The following is a 21,738-nucleotide window of genomic DNA, read 5'->3' as shown; positions in this document are numbered from 1 at the left end:
ATGGCTCCGGGGTGTGGGCGGCAGGAAGGGTCCCGCAACCACGGCGCACAGGCGCCGCCACGTGATCCTCCCATCCGGACTTTCACCGTCGGTCCTGGAGTTCCACCAGGTCAACCGCCCGATCCTTGCGGACCGGTCGGGTCGCGGACTGTCACCGCCGGCTCGGAATTACACCGACCCCGGAGCACGTGTATGTGTTCGTACTGCGCCAACGATCATGCCACACGCGGCATTCCCGACAGCAAACCCGATCTGTTGGATCGGGATTCGTTCAGACCGCCGGGCCGTCCGCGAGCAGCCGCAGGGCGGAGATCTCGGCGGCGATGTCGGGGGCGCCGTAGACGGCCGACCCGGCGACGAAGACGTTCGCCCCGGCCTGCGCGATCCGCGCGATCGTGTCCCGGGCGACGCCGCCGTCCACCTGCAGCCAGGTCGACGCGCCGGTCTCCTCGATCGCCTGCCGCGTCCGCCGGATCTTGGGCAGCATGCCCTCGATGAACGACTGGCCCCCGAACCCGGGCTCGACGGTCATCACGAGCACCATGTCGAACTCGGGCAGCAGGTCCAGGATCGGCTCGACCGGCGACGCCGGACGCAGCGCGATCCCCGCCCGCACGCCGTTCGACCGCAGCTCGCGTGCCAGCCGCACCGGCGCCTGCGTCGCCTCGGCGTGGAACGTCACCGACGCCGCTCCGGCCGCCGCGTACTCGGGCGCCCACCGGTCGGCGTCCTCGATCATGAGGTGCACGTCGAGCGGCACCGCGGACACCTCGGCGATCCGCTGCACGATCGGCAGCCCGAGCGTCAGGTTGGGGACGAAGTGGTTGTCCATGACGTCCACGTGGACGTAGTCGGCGGTGGCGATCCGCGCGAGGTCCCGCTCGAGGTTGACGAAGTCCGCGGACAGGATGCTCGGGTTGATCAGCGCTGGCACGGCGACCAGCCTAGCCAGGGCCCCGCCGAGATCACGACGTGCGGCGCAGCAGGCTCAGGTGCATCGCGTCCGTGCCGTGCACGTGCGGCCACAGCTGCACGTCGAGGCGTCCCTCGGGCAGGTCGATCTGCCCGTCCGGGACGATCCCCCGGACCACGGCCTGGGCGTCGAGCACCTCGACGACGAGGTTCTCCTTGTCGGCGGCACGCAGCGCGTCCTTCACGACGAGCTGGGTCTCGACGAGGTGCGGCGAGCAGGTGACGTAGGCGACGACGCCGCCGGGGCGCACCGCCCGCAGCGCCGACACGAGCAGCTCGCGCTGGAGGGCGTTCAGCGGGGCGACGTCGGCCGCCGTCCTGCGCCACCGCGCCTCCGGCCGACGCCTCAGGGCACCGAGCCCGGTGCACGGTGCGTCGACCATGACCCGGTCGAACGACGCGGGCTCCTGCGTGCCGACCTCGCGACCGTCGCCCGTGCGCACGTCCTCGACGGCGTCGGCGGGGACCGCCCGCAACGCCTGCTCGACCAGCTGCGTGCGGTGCGGCTGCAGCTCGTTGGCGACGATCCGCGCCCCGCGCTCCCCCGCGACGGCTGCGAGCAGCGCGGCCTTGCCGCCCGGGCCCGCGCACAGGTCCAGCCATCGGTCGTCGCGACCGTGGACCGGGACCTGCGTCAGCGCGAGCGCCACGAGCTGGCTGCCCTCGTCCTGCACCCCGGAGCGACCGTCGCGCACACTCGGCAGGGCGGCCGGGTCGCCGCCTGCCAGGACCACCGCGGTCGGTGTCAGCGCACCGCGCGTCGAGCCGGGCGCGTCCGCGAGCACCTCGTCGGCGTCGGCCAGACCCGGCCGGGCCACGACGGTCACGTGCGGCGCCACGTTGTCCGCGACGAGCAGCTCCTCGATCTCGTCGGCAGACCGCCCGTGCCCGGCGAGGGCCTCCCGCAGCGCACGGACCACCCAGACGGGATGGCTCTGCACGGCGGCGAGGGCGCCGAGGTGGTCGGTCCCCTCGGTGATCCGCTGCTCCCACACGTCGAGCGGCTCGCGACCGATCGCGCGCAGGACGGCGTTCACGAACTGGGACGCACCGGTGCCGAGCTGCTCCCGGGCGAGACCGACCGTCTCGGACACCGCCGCGTGGGCGGGCACGCGCATGCCGAGCAGCTGGTGGGCGCCCAGGCGGAGCACGTCGAGGACGGGTGGGTCGATCTTGTCGGTCGGGCGCGACGCCGCCAGCGCGATGATCGCGTCGTAGCGACCCTGCAGCCGCAGCGTGCCGTAGGCGAGCTCCGTGGCGAACGCCGCGTCGCGCGCGTCGATCCGGCGCTCGCGGAGCAGCGGCGGCAGGACGAGGTTGGCGTAGGAGTCGGTGCCGGCGACCGCGCGCAGGACGTCGTACGCGGCCGTGCGCGCGGCGTCGCTGCCCTTGCGCCGCTGCGACGGCGCCGCCGACGAACGCTGCGTCCGGCCCTGCGCGCGAGCCGCGCCACGCTGGCGGCCGCTCGGGTCGCGCCGGTCGTCGGCGGTCATGCCGCACCGCCCAGCACGACCGTGCCCTCGAGGCGCGCACCGCGTGCCCAGTCGGCGGCCGCCATCGGACGCTTGCCCTGCGGCGTGACCTCGCCGAGCCGCACCGCGTGCCCGCCGGTGCCGACGAGCACCTCCCGCTTGCCCGCGCGCACCTCGCCGGGCGGGAGGTCGGTGACGTCGGGCACGCCCACGACCGGGCCCAGACCGAGGCGTGAACCGTCCGGCAGCGTGGTCCACGCGCCGGGCGTGGGCGTGCAGCCGCGGACCCGGCGGTCGACGGCGTGCGGCGGCTGGTTCCAGCGCACGCGCGCGTCCTCGGTCTCGAGCTTCGGGGCGTGGCTGACCCCGTCCGTACTCTGCGCCACCGGGCTCAGGATCCCGTCCTCGATCGCGTCCAGCGTCCGCACGAGCAGCCCCGCGCCCGCGACCGCGAGCCGGTCGAGCAGGTCGCCCGCGGTGTCGCGCGGGCGGATCGTCTCGGTGAGGAACCCGTAGACCGGCCCGGTGTCCAGCCCGGCCTCGAGCCGGAACGTGGAGGCGCCCGTGACCTCGTCGCCGGCGATCAGCGCGTGCTGCACGGGAGCCGCGCCGCGCCAGGCGGGCAGCACCGAGAAGTGCAGGTTGACCCAGCCGTGCGTCGGCACGTCGAGCAGCGCGGGCGGGACGAGGGCGCCGTAGGCGACCACGGGTGCGGCGTCGACGGCGAGCTCGGCCAGGCGCGCCTGGAAGGCCTCGTCGCGCGGGCGGTCCGGGGTGAGCACCTCGAGGCCCGCCTCCAGCGCGCGGGCCTTGACCGCGCTCACGCCGGACGTGCGTCCGCGGCCGGAGCGGGCGTCGGGTCGCGTGAGCACGGCGACCACCTCGTGGCGGGATCCGAGGAGTGCCTCGAGCGACGGCACCGCGGCCGCGGGAGTTCCGGCGAAGAGCAGTCGCATGGCCTCGATCCTAGGTGCGCGGCAGCGGCACCCCGCGCGCGACCAGGTCGAGCCGCAGGTCCTGCGCGGACGTGAACAGCACCGCCTGCAGGCCCAGCCGGGCTGCCGCCTCGACGTTCACCGCAGAGTCGTCCGCGAAGACGGTCGCCGCGGCGTCGAGGTCGAACCGGTCGATGAGCAGCCGGAAGATCCGCTCGTCCGGCTTGGCCAGCCCCACGGCCCCGGAGACCAGGACGTCCTCGAGCAGCCCGACCACGGGCGCGGCCGGCTCGGCCAGGTGGAACGTCTCCGCCGACCAGTTGGTCAGGCCCAGCGTGCGCACCCCGGCCGCGACGAGGTCGCGCACCAGCCGCTCCGAGCCGGGCACCGGGCCCGGCAGCGCGTCGGCGAAGTGGTCGACGTACACGTCGAGGGCGGCAGCGTGCTGCGGGAATCGGGCGCGCACCTCCGCCTTCGCCTGCGCCCACGGACGGCCCGCGTCCTGGTGGTGGTTGAACGACGGGAAGTCGACGTCCGCGAAGAACGCCTCGACGGCATCCCGGTCCATCCGGCCGACGAACGGTCCGAACGGGTCCCAGCGCACGAGCACCTGTCCGAGGTCGAAGACCACGGCGTCGACGGTCATCCGAGGTCCGCCGGGTCGAGCTGGACGCGGACGGTCCCGCCCTCACGACGCGCGGAGCGCACCGCCTGCGAGGCCGCGAGCGACCGGGCGAGCGCCGACCCGTGGGAGCGCGGGACGCGGACCAGGGCGCGGACCTCGGGCTCCAGCGACTCCTCGCGGGCGTCGACGGGCACCGGCCCGAGGACCTCCAGCTGCGGGACGTCGAGGCGGGCGACCAGCGTGTCGACGGCGTCGCGCGGACCGGTGACCGAGGCGATCCGGACGGTGGGCGGGAGGGCGAGCTCGGCCCGCTCGGCCAGCTCGCGCGACGCGTACCCGGCCGGGTCCCAGCGCACGAGCGCCTGGGTCGCCCGCTCCTCGGCGTCGCCGACCAGGAGCACCACTCCCCCGTCGGACGCGGCCCGCACCAGCGCGGCGGCGGCGAACCACCGGCGCAGCGCGTCCTCGCCGGTCCGCAGCGCCGCCCCTGCGGTGCTGACGGACGCGTCGAGAAGCAGCGCAGCGGCGTACCCGCCGGGCGCGACGGGCTCGGCCCCGGGCGTCGACACGACGACCGCGGGAACGTCCTTCACCGAGGCCAGCACGCCCCCGGCGGCGCGAGCACCGGAGACCCGCACCGGCACCCCGGGAAACGCGCGGCCGAGCTCCTCCGCGGTGCGCTCGGACCCGACCCGGACCGAGCGCAGGGAGCCGAAGCCGCACTCGGTGCAGCGCCAGTCGGTGGCGAGCCGACCGCACCAGCCGCACGTCGGCACGGCCGTCGCCGATGTCAGCCCGAGCGGTCCGTGGCACACGCCGCAGCGCGCCGAGGCGCGGCACCGTCCGCACGCGACCGCCGGCAGGTAGCCGGCTCGCGGGACCTGGACCAGCACCGGACCGTCGGCGAGCTTGTCGCGCACGGTGCGCCACGCCGGCGCGGGCAGCCGCGCCGCCGCCGCCGGTCCTTCCCGCGCCAGCTCGACCGACGTGAGCGCCTGCACCCGGGGCGCGCGCCGGCGGGTTGTCGCGCGGTCCGCGGCGACCTCGCGCGCCCACCCGCTCTCCACGAGTGCCTGCGCCTCGACGCTGCGACCGTGCGCCGCGACGAGCAGCGCGCAGGACTCGAGCTCGGAGCGCAGGGCCAGCACCTCGCGCACGTGCGGGTACGGCGCCCGCGGCTCGGCGTGCAGCGGGTCGCCGTCGTCCCAGACCACCGCCAGGCCGAGGTCGCGCACCGGGGCGAACGCAGACGCCCGGGTCCCGACGACGACGTCCGCCTGCCCGCGCAGCGCTGCGAGGAACGACCGGTAGCGCACCGCGGGACCGTCGTCGGCGGCGAGCCGCACGGCGCCGCCTCGGCTCCCGGGGGCCCAGCGCGGGATCCCCACCTCGGCCAGCGCCTCCAGCACCCGGTCGATGTCCCGAGCGTCGGGGACCACGACGAGCGCCCCGCGACCGCCCAGCACGCACGCGGCGACCGCCTGCGCGATCGCGTCGGGCCACCGGTCGCCCGCCGCACCCGGCAGGGCCGACCAGACTGCGCGCGGGGCGCCACGGGCGGTCAGGTGCTGCAGGAAGGCGGGTCCGCCCCGGTAGGGCACCCATGCCGTGGCGGTCGCCGTCGGCGGCGCCGGCTGCTCGGCCTCGACGGGGACCTCGGCCTCGACGCGGGCGTGCCGGGCAGGGACCGCAAGGCGCAGCACGTCCGCGAGGGTCCCGGCCCAGCGGTCGGCGACGGCGCGAGCCAGTCTTGCGACCTCGGGCGACAGCACCGGCTCGGCGGACACCACCTTGCGCAACGGCGCCAGGGTGCCGTCGTGCTCCGCCTCCTCGACGCGCTCGAGCACGTACCCGTTGACGTCCTGGCCCCCGAACCGCACCTTCACGCGCGTGCCCGGCACCGCCGTCTCCGCCAGGGCGGCGGGCACGAGGTACTCGAAGCTGCGGTCGAGGTGGGCGGGGGGCAGGTCGACGCAGACGCGCGCGACGGGCAGCTCGTCGGCGATCGGGACGCCGGACGTCGCGGCCCGCACGCGGCGCCGCGGCTTGGGCAGCCCGTCGAGCACGAGCTGCTCGCCGTCGGCCGTCACGTCCATGCGCTCATCCCATCATCCGCGACCGACGGGCCGGGCCGCGTCGTGCACAGACTGGTCCACCGGGGAAGGGATGCAGCTCAGCCGATCGCGGCGTGCAGGTCCGGGACGCGGTCGGCGCGCTCCCACGTGAAGTCGGGCAGCTCGCGACCGAAGTGCCCGTAGGCGGCGGTCTTCTGGTAGATCGGGCGCAGCAGGTCCAGGTCGCGGACGATCGCGGCCGGGCGCAGGTCGAACACCTCGCGGATCGCGGCCGTCAGGCGGTCGACCGGGACGGTCTCGGTGCCGAACGTCTCCACGTAGAGGCCGACGGGGTTCGCCTTGCCGATCGCGTAGGCGACCTGCACCTCGCAGCGGCGGGCCAGCCCTGCCGCGACGACGTTCTTGGCCACCCAGCGCATCGCGTACGCGCCGGAGCGGTCGACCTTCGACGGGTCCTTGCCCGAGAACGCGCCGCCGCCGTGGCGCGCGATGCCGCCGTAGGTGTCGACGATGATCTTGCGGCCCGTGAGCCCGGCGTCGCCCTGCGGGCCGCCGATGACGAAGGTCCCCGTCGGGTTCACGAGCAGGCGGAAGTCGCTCGTGTCGAGGTCGATGGTCGCCAGGACGGGTGCGATGACGTGCTCGGCGATCCCCGGGCGCAGCTGCGTCTCGAGCTGGACGTCGGGCTCGTGCTGCGTCGACAGGACGACGGTGTCGAGCCTCACGGCGCGGTCGCCGTCGTAGCCGATGGTGACCTGGGTCTTCCCGTCGGGACGCAGCCCGGGCAGGATCCCCTCCTTGCGCACGAGCGCCAGGCGCTCGGCCAGGCGGTGGGCGAGCCAGATCGGCAGCGGGAGCAGCGACGGCGTCTCGTCGGACGCATAGCCGAACATCAGGCCCTGGTCGCCGGCGCCCTGCAGGTCGAGCGGGTCGATGTCGGAGGCGTCGTCGCGGACCTCGATCGACTTGTCGACACCGGCCGCGATGTCCGGGGACTGCTGACCGATCGAGACCGAGACGCCGCAGGAGTCGCCGTCGAAGCCGATGTGCGACGACGTGTAGCCGATGCCCCGGACCACCTGGCGGACGATCTGCGGGATCTCGACGTACGCGCTGGTCGTGACCTCGCCCGCGACGTGCACCAGCCCGGTGGTGACCATGGTCTCGACGGCGACACGCGCCTGAGGATCCTGCTCGAGCAGGGCGTCCAGGATGGCGTCGGAGATCTGGTCGCAGACCTTGTCCGGGTGCCCCTCGGTGACGGATTCGGACGTGAACAGGCGCAGCGCAGGCACGGTCATGGCGGACAGCGTAGTGCGCGACGACGGCACGGCCGTGTCACAACCGGGCGCTGACCACATCCCAGACGGCGTGCGCGACGAGGTCCTTGCTGCCCGACGCGGTCGCGACGACGTCGCCCCTGCCGTCGAGGATCGTCACGTCGTTCGCGTCGGTGCCGAAGCCGCGACCGTCGCCCACGGCGTTCACGACGAGCAGGTCCGCGCCCTTGCGCAGCGCCTTGGCCCGGCCGTGGTCGAGCACGGAACCGTCGCCGTCGCCGGTCTCGGCCGCGAAGCCCACGACGACTTGGCCGGCGCGCAGCCGTTCGTGCGCGAGCTCGGCCAGGATGTCCACGGTCTCGACGAGCTCGAGGACCGGGGCGGCGCCGTCCGGGTTCTTCTTGATCTTCGTCTCGACGGCGGTGCGTGGCCGGTAGTCGGCAACGGCGGCGGCCATGACCACCACGTCGGCGTCCTTGGCGGCGGCGCGCACCGCGTCGCGCAGCTCGGCGCCCGTCTCGGCGTGCACGACGTCCAGGCCGGCGGGCGTCGGCACGGTGAGGTTGGCGGCGACCAGCGTCACCCGCGCGCCGCGGTCGCGGGCCGCACGGGCGAGCGCGACGCCCTGCCGGCCCGAGGACCGGTTGCCGAGGAAGCGGACCGGATCGAGCGGTTCTCGTGTCCCGCCGGCGGAGATCACGACGTGGCGGCCGACGAGGTCCTGCGCCGGGGTCGACACCAGGGCGAGGGCCACCTGGGCGATCGCCTCGGGCTCGGGCAGGCGGCCCGGGCCGGTGTCGGAGCCGGTCAGCCGACCGGCGACGGGGTCCAGGACGTGCACGCCACGCGACCGCAGCGTCGCGACGTTGGCGACGGTCGCCGGGTGCTCCCACATCTCGGTGTGCATCGCGGGCGCGAGCAGGACCGGGCACCGGGCGACGAGCAGGGTGGCCGTGAGCAGATCGTCCGCCTGGCCGGTCGCGGCGCGGGCCAGCAGGTCCGCCGTGGCGGGCGCGACGATCACGAGCTCGGCCTGCTTGCCGACGGCGACGTGCGCGACCTGGTCGACGTCCTCGAAGACGTCGGTGGTCACGGGCTCGCCCGACAGGGCCTCCCAGGTGGCACGCCCGACGAACTCCAAGGCCGCCCGCGTGGGCACGACGCGGACCGTGTGCCCGGCCTCACGCAGCAGCCGCAGCAGCAGCACCGACTTGTAGGCGGCGATACCGCCCGCGACACCGAGGACGATGCGCATGGGGGCAGGTCAGCCCTCGGTGGCCTCGGACGTCAGCAGACCGGCGTCGATCTCGCGCATGGCGATCGACAGCGGCTTCTCCTGCGGACGGGTGTCGACCAGCGGGCCGACGTACTCGAGCAGGCCCTCGTTGAGCTGCGAGTAGTAGGCGTTGATCTGGCGCGCACGCTTGGCCGAGTAGAGCACCAGGGCGTACTTGGAGTCGGCGCGCTCGAGCAGACGGTCGATGGGCGGGTCGGTGATGCCGGTGGGGGCTGCGACGGTTCCGGACACGGTGATCTCCCGAGGTAAAAGGTGTGGACTACCCCTCATCCTACCTGGTCGGGATGCCCATCCCGTGGACGAGCTCGTCGGTCGCCCGGTGCACGTCGTCGTTGACGATGATCTGGTCGAACTCGGCCGCCGCCGCGAGCTCGACGCGGGCGGTCGCCAGCCGTCGCTCGCGCTCCTCGGCGCCCTCGGTCCCCCGCCCGACCAGCCGCCGCTCGAGCTCCTCGAACGTCGGCGGCGCCAGGAACACGAAGTGCGCGTCCGGCATCGACGCCCGGACCTGCCGAGCGCCCTGCAGGTCGATCTCCAGGAGCGCCGGCTCCCCCGCCGCCAGCCGGGCCTCGACCGGGCGGCGGGGTGTGCCGTACTTGTTCTGGCTGTGCACGACGGCCCACTCCAGGAACTCCCCGTGGGCGACCATCCGGTCGAACTCGTCCCCGGACAGGAACAGGTAGTGGACACCGTCCACCTCGCCCGGACGCGGTGACCGCGTCGTCGCGGAGACGGAGAGCCACACCTCGGGATAGCGGGACCGGACGTCGGCGGACACGGTCCCCTTGCCGACGGCAGTCGGTCCGGCGAGAACGGTCAGCCGGGCGGGCGTCGTCGTCATGGGTGGTGCAGCACTCCTCGTCCAGGGAACCGGGTCGCGACGGATGTCCACAACCCGGTCGACCACGTCACCCGAATCGGTCGACGAGAGCCTTCACCTGGTGCGGTCCGAGGCCGCGGACACGCCGCGTCTCGGAGATTCCGATCTCGGAGATGATCGCACGCGCCTTGACCTTGCCGACGCCAGGCAGGGACTCGAGGAGGGCGAGCACCTTCAGCTTGCCGATCGTCTCGTCTGCCTGGCCCTGCGCGATCACCTCGGAGAGCGTGCCCTGGGAGTACTTCAGGCGATTCTTGACCTCGGCACGGGCCTGTCGCGCCGCAGCTGCCTTCTGTAGTGCTGCCGCTCGCTGTTCGGGAGTCAGCGGAGGGAGTGCCACGCGCGTCACCTTCTCGTCCTTGGGCCGGCGATCCTGCACGTCATGGACGCGGGACCTTGGATACGAAACTAGCGAGCGACCAGGTGAACGGCAACGCGGGCGGCTCAATCCGGGCCAATCCGCGGGCCACGGGCGTACCTCGGCGTAGCGTGAGTAGGTCTTGGGCGTCCATGGATCGAGGAGCCGGCGATGGTGGACGGCACGGAGCTCGGACGAGCCCACGCGGCCTGTGCCACCGGGGCGTGGTCGGACGCGTACGACGGCTTCGCGCTCGCGGCCGCCACCGTCCGCCTGGCCCCGACCGACCTCCTCGCGTGGTCGTCGGCGGCGATCCTCAGCGGTCGCGACGACGAAGGCTGCGACCTGCTCGCGAACGCCTTCGACTACTTCGTCGAGGACCGCGACGCCGCCCACGCCGGGCAGTGCATGCTTCGCGCCGGACTGAACCTCTCCAGCCGCGGGCGCGACGCCGCGCTCGCCGGCTGGATGGCGCGCGGCGCCCGGCTCGCGCAGGACGCGGAGCTCGGACCGGTCGTGCGCGGCTACCTGGCCGTGCCCATGGGGCGTCGCGCCGCTGAAGGGGGCGACGTCGCGGGCGCCGTCTCGCTCTTCGCGCTCGCACGCGAGACCGGAGAGCAGGTGGCCGACGACGACCTGGTGGCGCTCGCACGGATGAGCCAGGGATACGCCCTCCTCAGGCTGGGAAGGGTGCGCGAGGGGCTCGACGAGCTGGACGACGTCATGCTCGGGGTCACGGCGGGCCGGGTCTCGCCCGTCGTCTCAGGCATCGTCTACTGCGTGGTCGTCCAGATCTGCCGCGAGGCGCTCGACATCCGGCGAGCACGCGAGTGGACCTTCGCGCTCGACGCGTGGTGCGAACGTCAGCCGCAGCTGGTGCCCTTCCGGGGCACCTGTCGCATGCACCGCTCGCAGGTGCTGCTCGAGACCGACGCGTGGGACCGCGCGCTCGTCGAGGCCGACCTCGCGGTGGAGGCGCTGTCCGCACCACCGCAGGAAGACCTTGCCGCGGCGTGGTACCAGAAGGGCGAGGTGCACCGCGTGCGTGGTGAGCTCGACCAGGCGCAGGACGCCTACGGCCGTGCCCTGGAGGCCGGCGGTGACCCGCAGCCGGGGCTCGCGCTCATCCGCCTCGTCTCCGGCCAGGCGGACAACGCCCTGGAGCTGCTTCGCAGCGCGATGGCGACGCCTGGTCCGCCGCGGCCGCTGCTGCTCGCGGCTCTCGTCGACGTCGGTGTAGCGGCGGGCGATCTCCCGATCGCGCGGCGGGCGGCGGACGCGCTGGCGGGCCTGGCCGTCGGCCCGGACAGCGGGCCGTACCTGGAGGCGATGGCGGCGGCGGCGGAGGGCACCGTCCGGCTCGCCGACGCGGATCCGCGGGGTGCTCGCGAGTCGCTGCGACGCGCGCTGGACGTGTGGGTCGGGCTCACGGTGCCGTACGAGGTCGCGCGAGTGCGCGTGCGGCTCGCCGCAGCCGACCGAGCCCTCGGGGACGCAGCAGCCGGCGCGCTCGAGCTCGGCGCCGCGCGTTCGGTCTTCGAGCGCCTCGGGGCTGTCGCCGACCTTGCCGCCCTCGACCACCTCTCGGGACCGCAACCGGCGGGCCGACTGACCCCGCGAGAGGCCGAGGTGCTCCGGCTGGCGGCGACCGGCCGGACCAACCGCGCCATCGCGACGGAGCTGCACCTCTCCGAGAAGACCGTCGCCCGGCACCTGTCCAACATCTTCGCCAAGCTTGACGTCCCGTCGCGGGCGGCCGCCACCGCCTGGGCGTACGAGCACGACGTCCTCTGAGCACGCCTGGGCAGAACGACCCACGTGCGTGCACGCCCGATGCGCAGGACGCCCGATGTCGGCCGCTCCGGGAGCTCCTAGCGTCGATCGCACGGACGACGACGTGGAGGCAGGACCATGGACGAGCAGGAGACGATCATCATCGGGGCCGGTCAGGCGGGGCTGGCCACGGCGTTCCACCTCACGCGCCGAGGCATCCCGTGCCTGGTCCTGGACGAGCACGAGCGCGTCGGAGACGTCTGGCGGGACCGGTACGACTCGCTACGGCTCTTCACGCCGGCACGGCTCGACCGGCTGCCCGGGCTCGACCTGCCCGGCCCCGGTGGGGGGTACCCGACGGCGCGCGAGATGGGCGACTACCTCGAGCGGTACGCCGCAGAGATGCGCCTCCCCGTGCGTAGCGGTGTTCGCGTCGCCCGCGTCTCGAGCGACCAGGACGCCTTCCGCATCGCGACCGACACCGGGGACCTGGTCGCCCAGAGCGTCGTGGTCGCCGCGGGCGGTCACCGTGACCCGTGGACGCCCCGCCTCGCGCAGCAGGTCGATCCGTCGATCGTCCAGCTGCACTCGACCGCCTACCGCAACCCGTCGCAGCTGCCCACCGGGCCGATCCTGGTCGTCGGCGCGTCCCACTCAGGCACCGACATCGCGCTCGAGCTCGCCCTGGCCGGCCACGACGTCGTCCTGGCCGGCCGTGTGCACGGCGAGGTCCCGTTCGGACCAGGCGTGAAGGGGACGCTCGCCGCCCATCTCCTGCCCTTCGTCAGCCGGCACGTGCTGACCCTGCGGACGCCCGTCGGCCGCAGGCTGCGCCCTCGGGTGCGCGCCGGCGGTGCACCACTGCTGCGTGTCAAGCTGGCAGATCTCGCGGCAGCCGGCGTCCGGCACACGACGGCGCGCGTGGTCGCGGTCCGCGACGGCCGCCCCGAGCTCGACGACGGCTCGGTGCCCGACGTTCGATCGGTCGTCTGGGCCACCGGTTTCCGCGACGACCTCGGCTGGGTCGAGCCCGCACCTCGGGGCGACGACGGCTACCCGATCACCGACCGCGGAGTCGTCCCGTCCGTGCCGGGGCTGTACTTCATGGGCCTGCCGTTCCAGTACGCGTTCTCTTCGGCGATGGTGCTGGGCGTCGCTCGGGACGCGGCCTACGTCGCGCGCCACATCGCCGCTGCGAGCCGGGCGCGGGAACGAGTGCGTGCCGCCGCCTGAGGCGGTCAGTCGCGCAGCGCGGCGCCGGCCTCGTCGGACGCCTCACGAGCGGCCGCCCGCAGAGCGACGACCGCAGGGCCGGCTGCCAGGACACCGCGCGACGACGAGGCGAGCACCTGCCGCCGTGCGGAACCGAACACCTGCGCCAGCTCTCGCGGGCCGGCGCCCTGTGCGCCGACCCCGGGAGCGAGCAGCGGTCCGTTGACCGCGGCGAGGTCGACGCCCGTGCGCTCGGCCGCGTCGCCGACCGTCGCGCCGACGACCAGACCGATCGAGCCGAGCGGGCTCGCGTCCGCGTTCAGGGCCGCGGCGCGCGCCGCCACGAGGGCCGCGATGCTCACCCCGTCCGCCGTGCGGGCGTGCTGGACCTCGTGGCCCTCCTTGTTCGACGTCAGGCACAGGACGAACAGGCCGCGGCCCGACGCCAGCGCCAGGTCGACCGCCGGGTCGAGCGACCCGAAGCCCAGGTACGGCGAGACCGTGAGCGCGTCGCCGGCCAGCGGCGAGCCGTCGCGCAGGAACGCGTCCGCGTACGCGGCCATGGTCGAGCCGATGTCGCCGCGCTTGGCGTCGACGATCACCAGCGTGCCGGTGTCCCGGCCGGCCGCGACCACCTCCTCGAGCACCGCGACCCCGCGGGACCCGTGCCGCTCGAAGAACGCCGACTGGGGCTTCACGGCGGCCACGTGCCCGCCGACCGCCTCCAGGACGGTCAGCGCGAACCGGCGCAGCCCCTCGACGTCGTCGGCGAGGCCCCAGTCGTCGAGCAGGCCCGGGTGCGGGTCGATGCCCACGCAGAGGGGTCCGTGCTCGTCCATCGCGGCCGCGAGCCGCTGCCCGAACGACCTCATGAGGCCCGCGCCGCCGCCCGCGCCTCGCGACGCACCAGGGCGGCCGCGTCGTGCTCCTGCAGGCTGGTGACCTGGAACGGCCCGGCCTGCGCCGCCTCGATGGCCTGCACGGCCGCACCGAGCTGCTGCACGGTCGTGACCATGGCCTTGTCGGCCGCCGTCGTCGCGGCCCGGATCTCGTAGCCGTCGGCGCGCGCGCCCTGGCCCGAGGGGGTGTTCACGACGATGTCGACCTCGCCGGCGGTGATCAGGTCGACGATCGTCGGCTCGCCGTCGCTGCCCCGGCCCGAGGAGTACTTGCGCACCACCCGTGAGGCGATGCCGCTGCGGTGCAGCACGGCGGCGGTGCCCTCGGTCGCGAGGATCTCGAAGCCGAGCTCGGCGAGGCGCTTGACCGGGAAGACGATCGAGCGCTTGTCGCGGTCGGCCACCGAGATGAACGCGCGCCCGCCGCTGGGCAGACCGCCGAACGCGGCCTCCTGCGACTTGGCGAACGCGGTCGGGAAGTCGACGTCGAAGCCCATCACCTCACCGGTCGAGCGCATCTCCGGGCCGAGCACCGTGTCCACCACGACGCCCTCCTTCGTGCGGAACCGCTTGAACGGCAGCACGGCCTCCTTCACCGCGACCGGCGACCCGAGGTCGAGCACGCTGGCGTCGTCGACGGGCAGGATGCCGCGGGCGCGCAGGTCCGCGATCGAGTGGCCGGCCATGACCAGCGCCGCGGCCTTGGCCAGGGAGACGCCCGTGGCCTTGGAGACGAACGGCACCGTGCGCGACGCCCGGGGGTTGGCCTCCAGGACGTAGAGCACGTCGGAGACGAGCGCGAACTGGATGTTCAGCAGCCCGTGCACGCCCACGCCGCGGGCGATCGCCTCGGTGGACAGGCGGATGCGCTCCAGCTCGCTCTTGGAGAGCGTGACGGGCGGCAGGGTGCACGCCGAGTCGCCGGAGTGGATGCCGGCCTCCTCGATGTGCTCCATGACTCCCCCGAGGAACATCTCGGTGCCGTCGAAGAGCGCGTCGACGTCGATCTCGATCGCGTCGTCGAGGAAGCGGTCGATGAGCAGCGGCGGCAGCGTGCCCGCGCGGCCACCGTCGGCGGCGTTCTCCAGGGCCCGCTTGACGTACTCGTCGAGCTGCGGCTCGCTGTAGACGATCTCCATGCCGCGGCCGCCGAGCACGTACGACGGCCGGACGAGCACCGGGAAGCCGATCCGGCGGGCGGTGTCGCGCGCGCCGGCGAGCGTCGTGGCCGTGCCGAACGCCGGCGCCGGGAGCCCCGCCGCCTCGAGCACCTTGCCGAACTCGCCGCGGTCCTCGGCGGCGTCGATCGCGGCCGGGGACGTGCCGAGGATCGGCAGGCCGGCGTCCGCGAGCCGCTGCGCGAGCGAGAGCGGGGTCTGGCCGCCGAGCGTGACGATGAGGCCCTCGACCGGACCCGCCGCGAGCTCGGCGTGGTAGACCTCGAGCACGTCCTCGAAGGTCAGCGGCTCGAAGTACAGCCGGTCCGAGGTGTCGTAGTCGGTGGAGACGGTCTCGGGGTTGCAGTTGACCATGACGGTCTCGAACTCGTCCTTGAGCGCCAGCGCGGCGTGCACGCACGAGTAGTCGAACTCGATGCCCTGGCCGATCCGGTTCGGGCCCGATCCCAGGATCAGGATCGCCGGGCGCGTGCGCGGGGCGACCTCCGTCTCCTCGTCGTAGGACGAGTAGTGGTACGGCGTGCTCGCGGCGAACTCCGCCGCGCACGTGTCCACCGTCTTGAACACCGGCCGCAGGCCGACCGCGTGCCGGGCACCGCGGACCGCGTCCTCGGACGTGCGGCGCAGGGTCGCGATCTGGGCGTCGGACAGGCCGTGCCGCTTGGCGTGCAGCAGCACGTCGCGGGTCAGCGCGGACGCGGCCGCGGTCTGCGCGGCGACCTGGTTGATGAGCTGGATCTGGTCGATGTACCAGGGGTCGATGCCCGTGAGCTCGTAGACCGTCTCCAGCGAGACGCCGGCACGGAGCACCTGCTGCACGTCGACCAGGCGGTGCTCGGTCGGACGCGAGATCGTCGCGGTCAGCGCGTCGAGGGCGTCGCCGGTCAGGGCGTCGCCGGCCCAGTGGAACACCGAGCCCTTCTTGTCGAGCGACCGCATCGCCTTGCCGAGCGCCTCGGTGAAGTTGCGGCCGAGGGCCATGGCCTCGCCGACGGACTTCATGGTCGTCGTCAGGGTGTCGTCGGCCGCCGGGAACTTCTCGAACGCGAACCGCGGGACCTTCACGACGACGTAGTCGAGCGTGGGCTCGAACGACGCGGGGGTCGAGCCGCCCGTGATGTCGTTGGGGATCTCGTCGAGCGTGTAGCCGACCGCGAGCTTGGCGGCGATCTTGGCGATCGGGAAGCCCGTCGCCTTGGACGCCAGGGCGCTCGACCGCGAGACGCGCGGGTTCATCTCGATCACGACGACGCGACCGGTGGAGGGCTCGATCGCGAACTGGATGTTGCAGCCGCCCGTGTCGACGCCGACCTCGCGGATGACCGCGATGCCGATGTCGCGCAGGCGCTGGTACTCGCGGTCGGTGAGCGTGAGGGCGGGCGCCACGGTGACCGAGTCGCCGGTGTGCACCCCGACCGGGTCGACGTTCTCGATGGAGCAGACGACCACGACGTTGTCGTGCTTGTCGCGCATCAGCTCGAGCTCGTACTCCTTCCAGCCGAGGATGGACTCCTCCAGGAGCACCTCGGTGGTCGGCGAGTAGTGCAGGCCCTGGCCGACGATGCGGCGCAGGTCGGTCTCGTCGTAGGCGATGCCCGAACCCAGGCCGCCCATGGTGAACGACGGCCGCACGACGACCGGGTAGCCCAGGTCCTCGACCGCGGCGAGCGCGTCCTCGATGGTGTGGATGATCGCGGAGCGCGCGCTCTCGGCGCCACAGACCGCCACGACCTCCTTGAACTGCTCGCGGTCCTCGCCCTTCTGGATGGACGCGATGTTGGCGCCGATGAGCTCGACGTCGTACTTCTCCAGCACGCCGGCCTCGTCGAGGGCGATCGCCGCGTTGAGCGCCGTCTGACCGCCCAGCGTCGGCAGGATCGCGTCGGGTCGCTCCTTGGCGATGATCGTCGTGAGGACCTCGGTGGTGATCGGCTCGACGTACGTGGCGTCGGCGAACTCCGGGTCCGTCATGATCGTGGCCGGGTTGGAGTTGACCAGGATGACCCGCAGGCCCTCCTCCTTGAGCACGCGGCAGGCCTGCGTGCCGGAGTAGTCGAACTCGCAGGCCTGGCCGATGACGATCGGGCCGGACCCGATGACGAGGACGCTGCTGATGTCTGTGCGCCGGGGCATCAGGCGGCACCCTTCTCGTTGGTCATGAGTTCGAGGAAGCGGTCGAAGAGGTAGGCGGCGTCGTGCGGGCCGGCCGCGGCCTCCGGGTGGTACTGCACCGAGAACGCGGGCAGGTCGAGCGCCCGCAGTCCCTCGACGACGTCGTCGTTGAGGTCGACGTGGCTGACCACGACCCGGCCGTAGCGGCCGCCGTCGTGCGGCGCGACGGACTCGCCGTCGAGCGGGGCGTCCACGGCGAACCCGTGGTTGTGTGCCGTGATCTCGACCTTGCCGGTGAGGCGGTCCATGACCGGCTGGTTCACGCCGCGGTGGCCGTAGCCCAGCTTGTAGGTGCCGTAGCCGAGCGCCCGGCCGAGGATCTGGTTGCCGTAGCAGATGCCGAAGAACGGGATCCTGTTGTCGAGCACCTCGCGCAGCAGCTCGACCTCGTGCGTGGCCGCACCGGGGTCGCCCGGACCGTTCGAGAAGAAGACGCCGTCCGGCTCGGTGGCGACGACGTCGGCGTACGTCGCGCTCGACGGGAGCACGTGCACCCGGATGCCGCGCTCGGCGAGCCGCTGCGGGGTCATCGCCTTGATGCCCAGGTCGACGGCCGCGACCGTGGCGACGGGCGTCTCCAGCGGTTCACCGTCGGGGCCGAGCGCCTCGACCACGTACGCGACGTCGGTCGAGACCTCCCCGGCCAGGTCGGCGCCGGCCATCGCGGGCGCGCTGCGCACCTCCTCGAGGAGCTCGTCGTCGGGGCGGCGGTCGCCGTCCGCGCCGGTGAGTGCGGCGCCGGAGAAGATCCCCGCCCGCATCACGCCGCGCTCGCGCAGGTGGCGCGTCAGGGCGCGGGTGTCGATCTCGCTGATGCCGACGATGCCCTGGGCCACCAGGTCGTCGTCGAGCGTGCGCACGGAGCGCCAGTTCGACGCCCGGCGGGCGGGGTCGCGCACCACGTACCCGGCGACCCAGATCCGCGCGGACTCCGGGTCCTCGTCGTTCACGCCGGTGTTGCCGATGTGCGGCGCCGTCATGACGACGATCTGCCGGTGGTACGACGGGTCGGTGAGCGTCTCCTGGTACCCGGTCATCCCGGTGTTGAAGACGATCTCGCCGAGGGTCGAGCCTTCTGCGCCGTAGGTGCGGCCGGTGAAGGTCCGGCCGTCCTCGAGCACGAGCACGGCTGTGGTCATGAGTTCTCCTCCTGCGCGGGGGCCGGGGCGCCCGGGGTCAGACGAATGAGCGGGGCGATCGCGTCGACGAGCGGTTCGCGGTCGGACGTGTGGCGGGGGCGCAGACCGGTGTCCACGCCGCGGGGGTCGTCGGGGGTGGCCTGCCAGGTGAGCACGACGATGCCGTCGCCGCCCACGACCTTGCCGGCGATGCCCGGGCCGACGGTGACGTCGCGGAGCGCGGACGTCGGTACGAACAGGTCGGGGGCACCTGTACGGACGATCTGGACCCCGGCGTCGAACACCTCGACCTGCGCGCGGCTGCGCACCCCGAGGCCGTTCGCGGTGATCCGTTCGAGCCAGTCGCCCGCGCGCGTCGTCGAGACGTAGGTCATCGTGACCGGTCCGAACAGGGACCTGCCCAGCGACACCGGGGCGACCGGGAGCGTGGGGACGAACTCGGCGGTCCGCCGGGCTCGTGCGTTCCACCCGGCGCGCATGATCAGGAGGGCGACGATGACCATCCCGATCAGGATGATCACCGCGAGGGTCGCATTCCTCAAGAGCTCACCACCACCGACTCGTCGCACGCCGACCCGTCCATCACGGTGGCGCGGCCGCGCAGCCACGTCGCGATGACGCAGCCGGACAGCTCCCGGCCGCGAAACGGCGAGTTCGTGCTCTTCGTCGCCTGCTCCTCCGGCGCGACGATCCGGCGGATGCCCGGGTCGACCAGGACGAGGTTGGCGGGCTCCCCCACCGCGATCGGGCGGCCGTGGTCGCTGACGCGGCCGATCTGCGCGGGCGTCGTCGACATCACGCGCGCGACGTCCGCCCAGGTCAGGCGGCCGGTGTCGACCATCGTCTCCTGCACGACCGAGAGCGCGGTCTCGAGGCCGGTCATGCCGAACGCGGCCGCACCCCACTCGCAGTCCTTGTCCTCGCGCGTGTGCGGCGCGTGGTCGGTGGCGACGATGTCGATCGTGCCGTCGGCGAGGCCCTCGCGGACCGCCTCGACGTCCCGCTGCGTCCGCAGCGGCGGGTTGACCTTGAACACCGGGTCGTAGCCGCGGGCGAGCTCGTCCGTGAGGATCAGGTGGTGCGGCGTCACCTCGGCGGTCACGTCGATCCCCCGCGACTTGGCCCAGCGGATGATCTCGACCGACCCAGCGGTGGACAGGTGGCACACGTGCAGCCGCGACCCGACGTGCTCGGCGAGCAGCACGTCGCGGGCGATGATCGCCTCCTCCGCCACCGCGGGCCAGCCCGGCAGCCCGAGCTCGGCGGACACGACGCCCTCGTGCATCTGGGCACCCTCGGTCAGCCGCGGCTCCTGCGCGTGCTGCGCGATGACACCGTCGAACGCCTTGACGTACTCCAGCGCGCGTCGCATCAGGACGGGGTCGTGCACGCACTTGCCGTCGTCGGAGAACACCCGGACCTGCGCCGCCGACTCCGCCATGGCGCCCAGCTCGGCCAGGCGCTCGCCGTCGAGGCCGACCGTCACCGCGCCGACCGGGCGCACGTCGACCCAGCCGGCGTCGCGGCCGAGCCGCCAGACCTGCTCGACGACCCCCGCGGTGTCCTGCGTCGGGGAGGTGTTGGCCATCGCGTGCACGGCCGTGAAGCCGCCCATCGCGGCGGCTCGCGTGCCGCTGCGGACGGTCTCGGCGTCCTCTCGGCCGGGCTCGCGCAGGTGCGTGTGCAGGTCGACCAGGCCGGGCAGGAGGACCAGGCCGCTGCCGTCGATGATCACCGGGTTGTCACCCGCCTGCGCCTCGGCGTCCGCGCCGATCGCGGCGATGACCCCGTCGGCGAGCAGCACGTCGGTCGTGCCGTCGCCCAGGGGGCTGACGTCACGCAGCAGGTAGGTCCTCACGCGTTCACCTTCGCTTCGTCGTTCGTCGTGCGCGTGGGGGTGGTGTCGCCACCCGCCAGCAGGAGGTACAGGACGGCCATCCGCACCGCGACGCCGTTGGCCACCTGCTCCACGATCACCGCGCGCGGCGAGTCGGCCGCGTCGGCGGAGATCTCCAGGCCGCGGTTCATCGGACCGGGGTGCAGGACGATCGCGTGGTCGGACAGCGCGTCGAGCCGGCGGGCGTCGAGCCCGTACCGCCGGGTGTACTCCAGCGGGCTCGGGAAGAAGCCGCCGCCCGCGCTCGACATCCGCTCGCGCTGGACGCGCAGCATCATCACGGCGTCGGGCTTGTCGTCGGCGATGACCTCGTCGAGGTGGTACGAGACCTTGGCGGGCCACGCCTCGACCCCCACCGGCACCAGCGTCGGCGGGGCCACGAGCGTGACCTCGGCTCCGAGCGTGTGCAGGAGCTGGACGTTCGACCGCGCCACCCGGCTGTGCAGCACGTCGCCCACGATCGCGACGCGCAGCCCGGCCAGGTCCCGGCCGGTGACGTCGCCCGGGCCCATCAGGTGGCGGCGCAGCGTGTAGGCGTCGAGCAGCGCCTGCGTCGGGTGCTGGTGCATCCCGTCGCCGGCGTTGATGACGGCGCCGTGCGTCCACCCGCTGGTGGCGAGCGTGTGCGGCGCGCCCGACGCGTGGTGCCGGATCACGACCGCGTCGGCGCCCATGGCCTGCAGCGTCAGCGCGGTGTCCTTGAGGGACTCGCCCTTGGAGACGCTCGACCCCTTGGCCGAGAAGTTGATGACGTCGGCCGAGAGCCGCTTGGCGGCGGTCTCGAACGAGATGCGCGTGCGGGTGGAGTCCTCGAAGAAGAGGTTCACCACGGTGCGGCCGCGCAGGGTGGGCAGCTTCTTGATCTCCCGGCCCTGCGTCGCGGCCATCGAGCCGGCCGTGTCGAGGATCCGGACGGCGTCGGCGAGGCTCAGGTCGGCCGTGGACAGCAGGTGCTTCATCGCACCCCTCCTTCGATGAGCACGGCGTCGCGGCCGTCGCTCTCCTGCAGCAGGACACGCACCCGTTCGGTGGTGGAGGTCGGCAGGTTCTTGCCGACGTAGTCCGCGCGGATCGGCAGCTCGCGGTGGCCGCGGTCGACGAGCGCCGCCAGCTGGACCGCACGCGGGCGACCGAGGTCGCTGATCGCGTCGAGGGCCGCGCGGATGGTGCGGCCGGAGTAGAGGACGTCGTCGACGAGGACCACGACCTTGCCGTCCAGCCCGCCGCCCGGGATGTCGGTCTCGCCGATGGTCCGGGTCGGGTGGTGCGCGAGGTCGTCCCGGTACATCGTGACGTCGAGGCTGCCGACCAGGCGGGAGGCGTCGAGGCCGGGCTCCACCGCCTCCAGGCGCTCTGCCAGACGGCGCGCGAGCGGCAGGCCGCGGGTGGGGATACCGAGCAGGATGACGTCGGAGCCACCCTTGTTGCGTTCGAGGATCTCGTGCGCGATGCGCGTCAGCGCCCGGGCGATCTCCGGTGCGCCGAGGACCACGTTGCCCGCGTCGTCGTCGGGGGTGGTCGTGTCCTTCTCGGAAGGCACAGCAGGGCTCATGCAGCAGCTCCTTCCCCGCCTC

General features: G+C 73.6%; 19 protein-coding genes and 1 riboswitch. Of the genes, 2 read left to right on the top strand and 17 right to left on the bottom strand.

The genetic code is table 11. The annotated features are described in order from the left end of the window. Nucleotides 1-58: 58 nt before the first annotated feature. Nucleotides 59-191: riboswitch (FMN riboswitch) on the bottom strand. Nucleotides 192-271: 80 nt separating this feature from the next. The 10 genes from rpe to mihF all read right to left on the bottom strand — a co-directional run bounded on the left by rpe (nt 272) and on the right by mihF (nt 9,876). Further along, entirely contained in the window at nt 272-934 is a 663-nt protein-coding gene (gene rpe / locus AC1DZC_RS02695; RefSeq protein ID WP_477039403.1) for a ribulose-phosphate 3-epimerase, read from the bottom strand. A gap of 31 nt (nt 935-965) precedes the next feature. Further along, the gene (locus AC1DZC_RS02690; RefSeq protein WP_477042162.1) at nt 966-2,465 is read right to left on the bottom strand and encodes an RsmB/NOP family class I SAM-dependent RNA methyltransferase; all 1,500 of its coding nucleotides are present in this window, start codon (nt 2,463-2,465) and stop codon (nt 966-968) included. Continuing rightward, entirely contained in the window at nt 2,462-3,400 is a 939-nt protein-coding gene (locus AC1DZC_RS02685; RefSeq protein WP_477042161.1) for a methionyl-tRNA formyltransferase, read from the bottom strand. Before AC1DZC_RS02685 ends, AC1DZC_RS02690 begins: the two co-directional genes overlap by 4 nt. 10 nt (nt 3,401-3,410) lie before the next feature. Further along, nucleotides 3,411-4,025 carry an HAD family hydrolase gene (locus AC1DZC_RS02680; protein WP_477042160.1) on the bottom strand — a complete coding sequence of 205 codons (615 nt, stop codon included), beginning with the start codon at nt 4,023-4,025 and terminating at the stop codon, nt 3,411-3,413. Beyond that, entirely contained in the window at nt 4,022-6,100 is a 2,079-nt protein-coding gene (locus tag AC1DZC_RS02675) for a primosomal protein N' (RefSeq protein ID WP_477042159.1), read from the bottom strand. The genes AC1DZC_RS02680 and AC1DZC_RS02675 overlap by 4 nt, the downstream gene beginning before the upstream one ends. A 77-nt stretch (nt 6,101-6,177) precedes the next feature. Beyond that, the gene (gene metK, locus AC1DZC_RS02670; protein ID WP_477039408.1) at nt 6,178-7,380 is read right to left on the bottom strand and encodes a methionine adenosyltransferase; all 1,203 of its coding nucleotides are present in this window, start codon (nt 7,378-7,380) and stop codon (nt 6,178-6,180) included. Between the two features lie 37 nt (nt 7,381-7,417). After that, a complete protein-coding gene (coaBC, locus tag AC1DZC_RS02665) occupies nt 7,418-8,614 on the bottom strand; it encodes a bifunctional phosphopantothenoylcysteine decarboxylase/phosphopantothenate--cysteine ligase CoaBC (protein ID WP_477042158.1) in 1,197 nt (398 codons plus the stop codon). Nucleotides 8,615-8,623: 9 nt separating this feature from the next. Further along, nucleotides 8,624-8,887: a DNA-directed RNA polymerase subunit omega gene (gene rpoZ / locus AC1DZC_RS02660; protein ID WP_028046344.1), complete on the bottom strand. Its 264-nt coding sequence runs from the start codon at nt 8,885-8,887 to the stop codon at nt 8,624-8,626. A gap of 40 nt (nt 8,888-8,927) precedes the next feature. Next, the gene (gene gmk, locus AC1DZC_RS02655; RefSeq protein ID WP_477042157.1) at nt 8,928-9,497 is read right to left on the bottom strand and encodes a guanylate kinase; all 570 of its coding nucleotides are present in this window, start codon (nt 9,495-9,497) and stop codon (nt 8,928-8,930) included. A gap of 67 nt (nt 9,498-9,564) precedes the next feature. Further along, nucleotides 9,565-9,876, bottom strand: a complete 312-nt coding sequence (mihF, locus tag AC1DZC_RS02650) for an integration host factor, actinobacterial type (protein ID WP_028046342.1) — start codon at nt 9,874-9,876, stop codon at nt 9,565-9,567. A 189-nt stretch (nt 9,877-10,065) separates the two neighbouring features. Here mihF and AC1DZC_RS02645 point away from each other — a divergent pair, with 189 nt between their 5' ends. Both AC1DZC_RS02645 and AC1DZC_RS02640 read left to right on the top strand, forming a co-directional pair. Next, nucleotides 10,066-11,688, top strand: a complete 1,623-nt coding sequence (locus AC1DZC_RS02645; RefSeq protein WP_477042156.1) for a helix-turn-helix transcriptional regulator — start codon at nt 10,066-10,068, stop codon at nt 11,686-11,688. Nucleotides 11,689-11,805: 117 nt separating this feature from the next. Next, entirely contained in the window at nt 11,806-12,900 is a 1,095-nt protein-coding gene (locus AC1DZC_RS02640) for a flavin-containing monooxygenase (protein ID WP_477042155.1), read from the top strand. A gap of 5 nt (nt 12,901-12,905) precedes the next feature. Here AC1DZC_RS02640 and pyrF read toward each other — a convergent pair whose 3' ends face one another. From pyrF to pyrR, 7 genes are read right to left on the bottom strand one after another with little or no spacing between them, the layout of a single operon-like run. Next, nucleotides 12,906-13,751: an orotidine-5'-phosphate decarboxylase gene (gene pyrF / locus AC1DZC_RS02635; protein WP_477042154.1), complete on the bottom strand. Its 846-nt coding sequence runs from the start codon at nt 13,749-13,751 to the stop codon at nt 12,906-12,908. Continuing rightward, a complete protein-coding gene (gene carB / locus AC1DZC_RS02630) occupies nt 13,748-17,089 on the bottom strand; it encodes a carbamoyl-phosphate synthase large subunit (protein ID WP_477042153.1) in 3,342 nt (1,113 codons plus the stop codon). Before carB ends, pyrF begins: the two co-directional genes overlap by 4 nt. Further along, nucleotides 17,089-18,267: a glutamine-hydrolyzing carbamoyl-phosphate synthase small subunit gene (carA, locus tag AC1DZC_RS02625; protein ID WP_477042152.1), complete on the bottom strand. Its 1,179-nt coding sequence runs from the start codon at nt 18,265-18,267 to the stop codon at nt 17,089-17,091. The genes carB and carA overlap by 1 nt, the downstream gene beginning before the upstream one ends. Then, nucleotides 18,264-18,809, bottom strand: a complete 546-nt coding sequence (locus AC1DZC_RS02620; protein WP_477042151.1) for a PH-like domain-containing protein — start codon at nt 18,807-18,809, stop codon at nt 18,264-18,266. Before AC1DZC_RS02620 ends, carA begins: the two co-directional genes overlap by 4 nt. Next, nucleotides 18,806-20,125 (bottom strand): dihydroorotase, encoded by a 1,320-nt coding sequence (locus AC1DZC_RS02615; RefSeq protein WP_477042150.1) that lies wholly within the window; start codon nt 20,123-20,125, stop codon nt 18,806-18,808. The genes AC1DZC_RS02620 and AC1DZC_RS02615 overlap by 4 nt, the downstream gene beginning before the upstream one ends. Continuing rightward, on the bottom strand, nt 20,122-21,123 hold the full coding sequence (locus AC1DZC_RS02610) for an aspartate carbamoyltransferase catalytic subunit (protein WP_477042149.1): 1,002 nt from the start codon (nt 21,121-21,123) through the stop codon (nt 20,122-20,124). The genes AC1DZC_RS02615 and AC1DZC_RS02610 overlap by 4 nt, the downstream gene beginning before the upstream one ends. Then, nucleotides 21,120-21,716: a bifunctional pyr operon transcriptional regulator/uracil phosphoribosyltransferase PyrR gene (gene pyrR / locus AC1DZC_RS02605; RefSeq protein ID WP_477039419.1), complete on the bottom strand. Its 597-nt coding sequence runs from the start codon at nt 21,714-21,716 to the stop codon at nt 21,120-21,122. Before pyrR ends, AC1DZC_RS02610 begins: the two co-directional genes overlap by 4 nt. Nucleotides 21,717-21,738 lie beyond the last annotated feature (22 nt).

The organism is Cellulomonas sp. P2_B4, from assembly GCF_056404795.1.
This window is presented reverse-complemented; position numbering and strand designations above follow the sequence as displayed.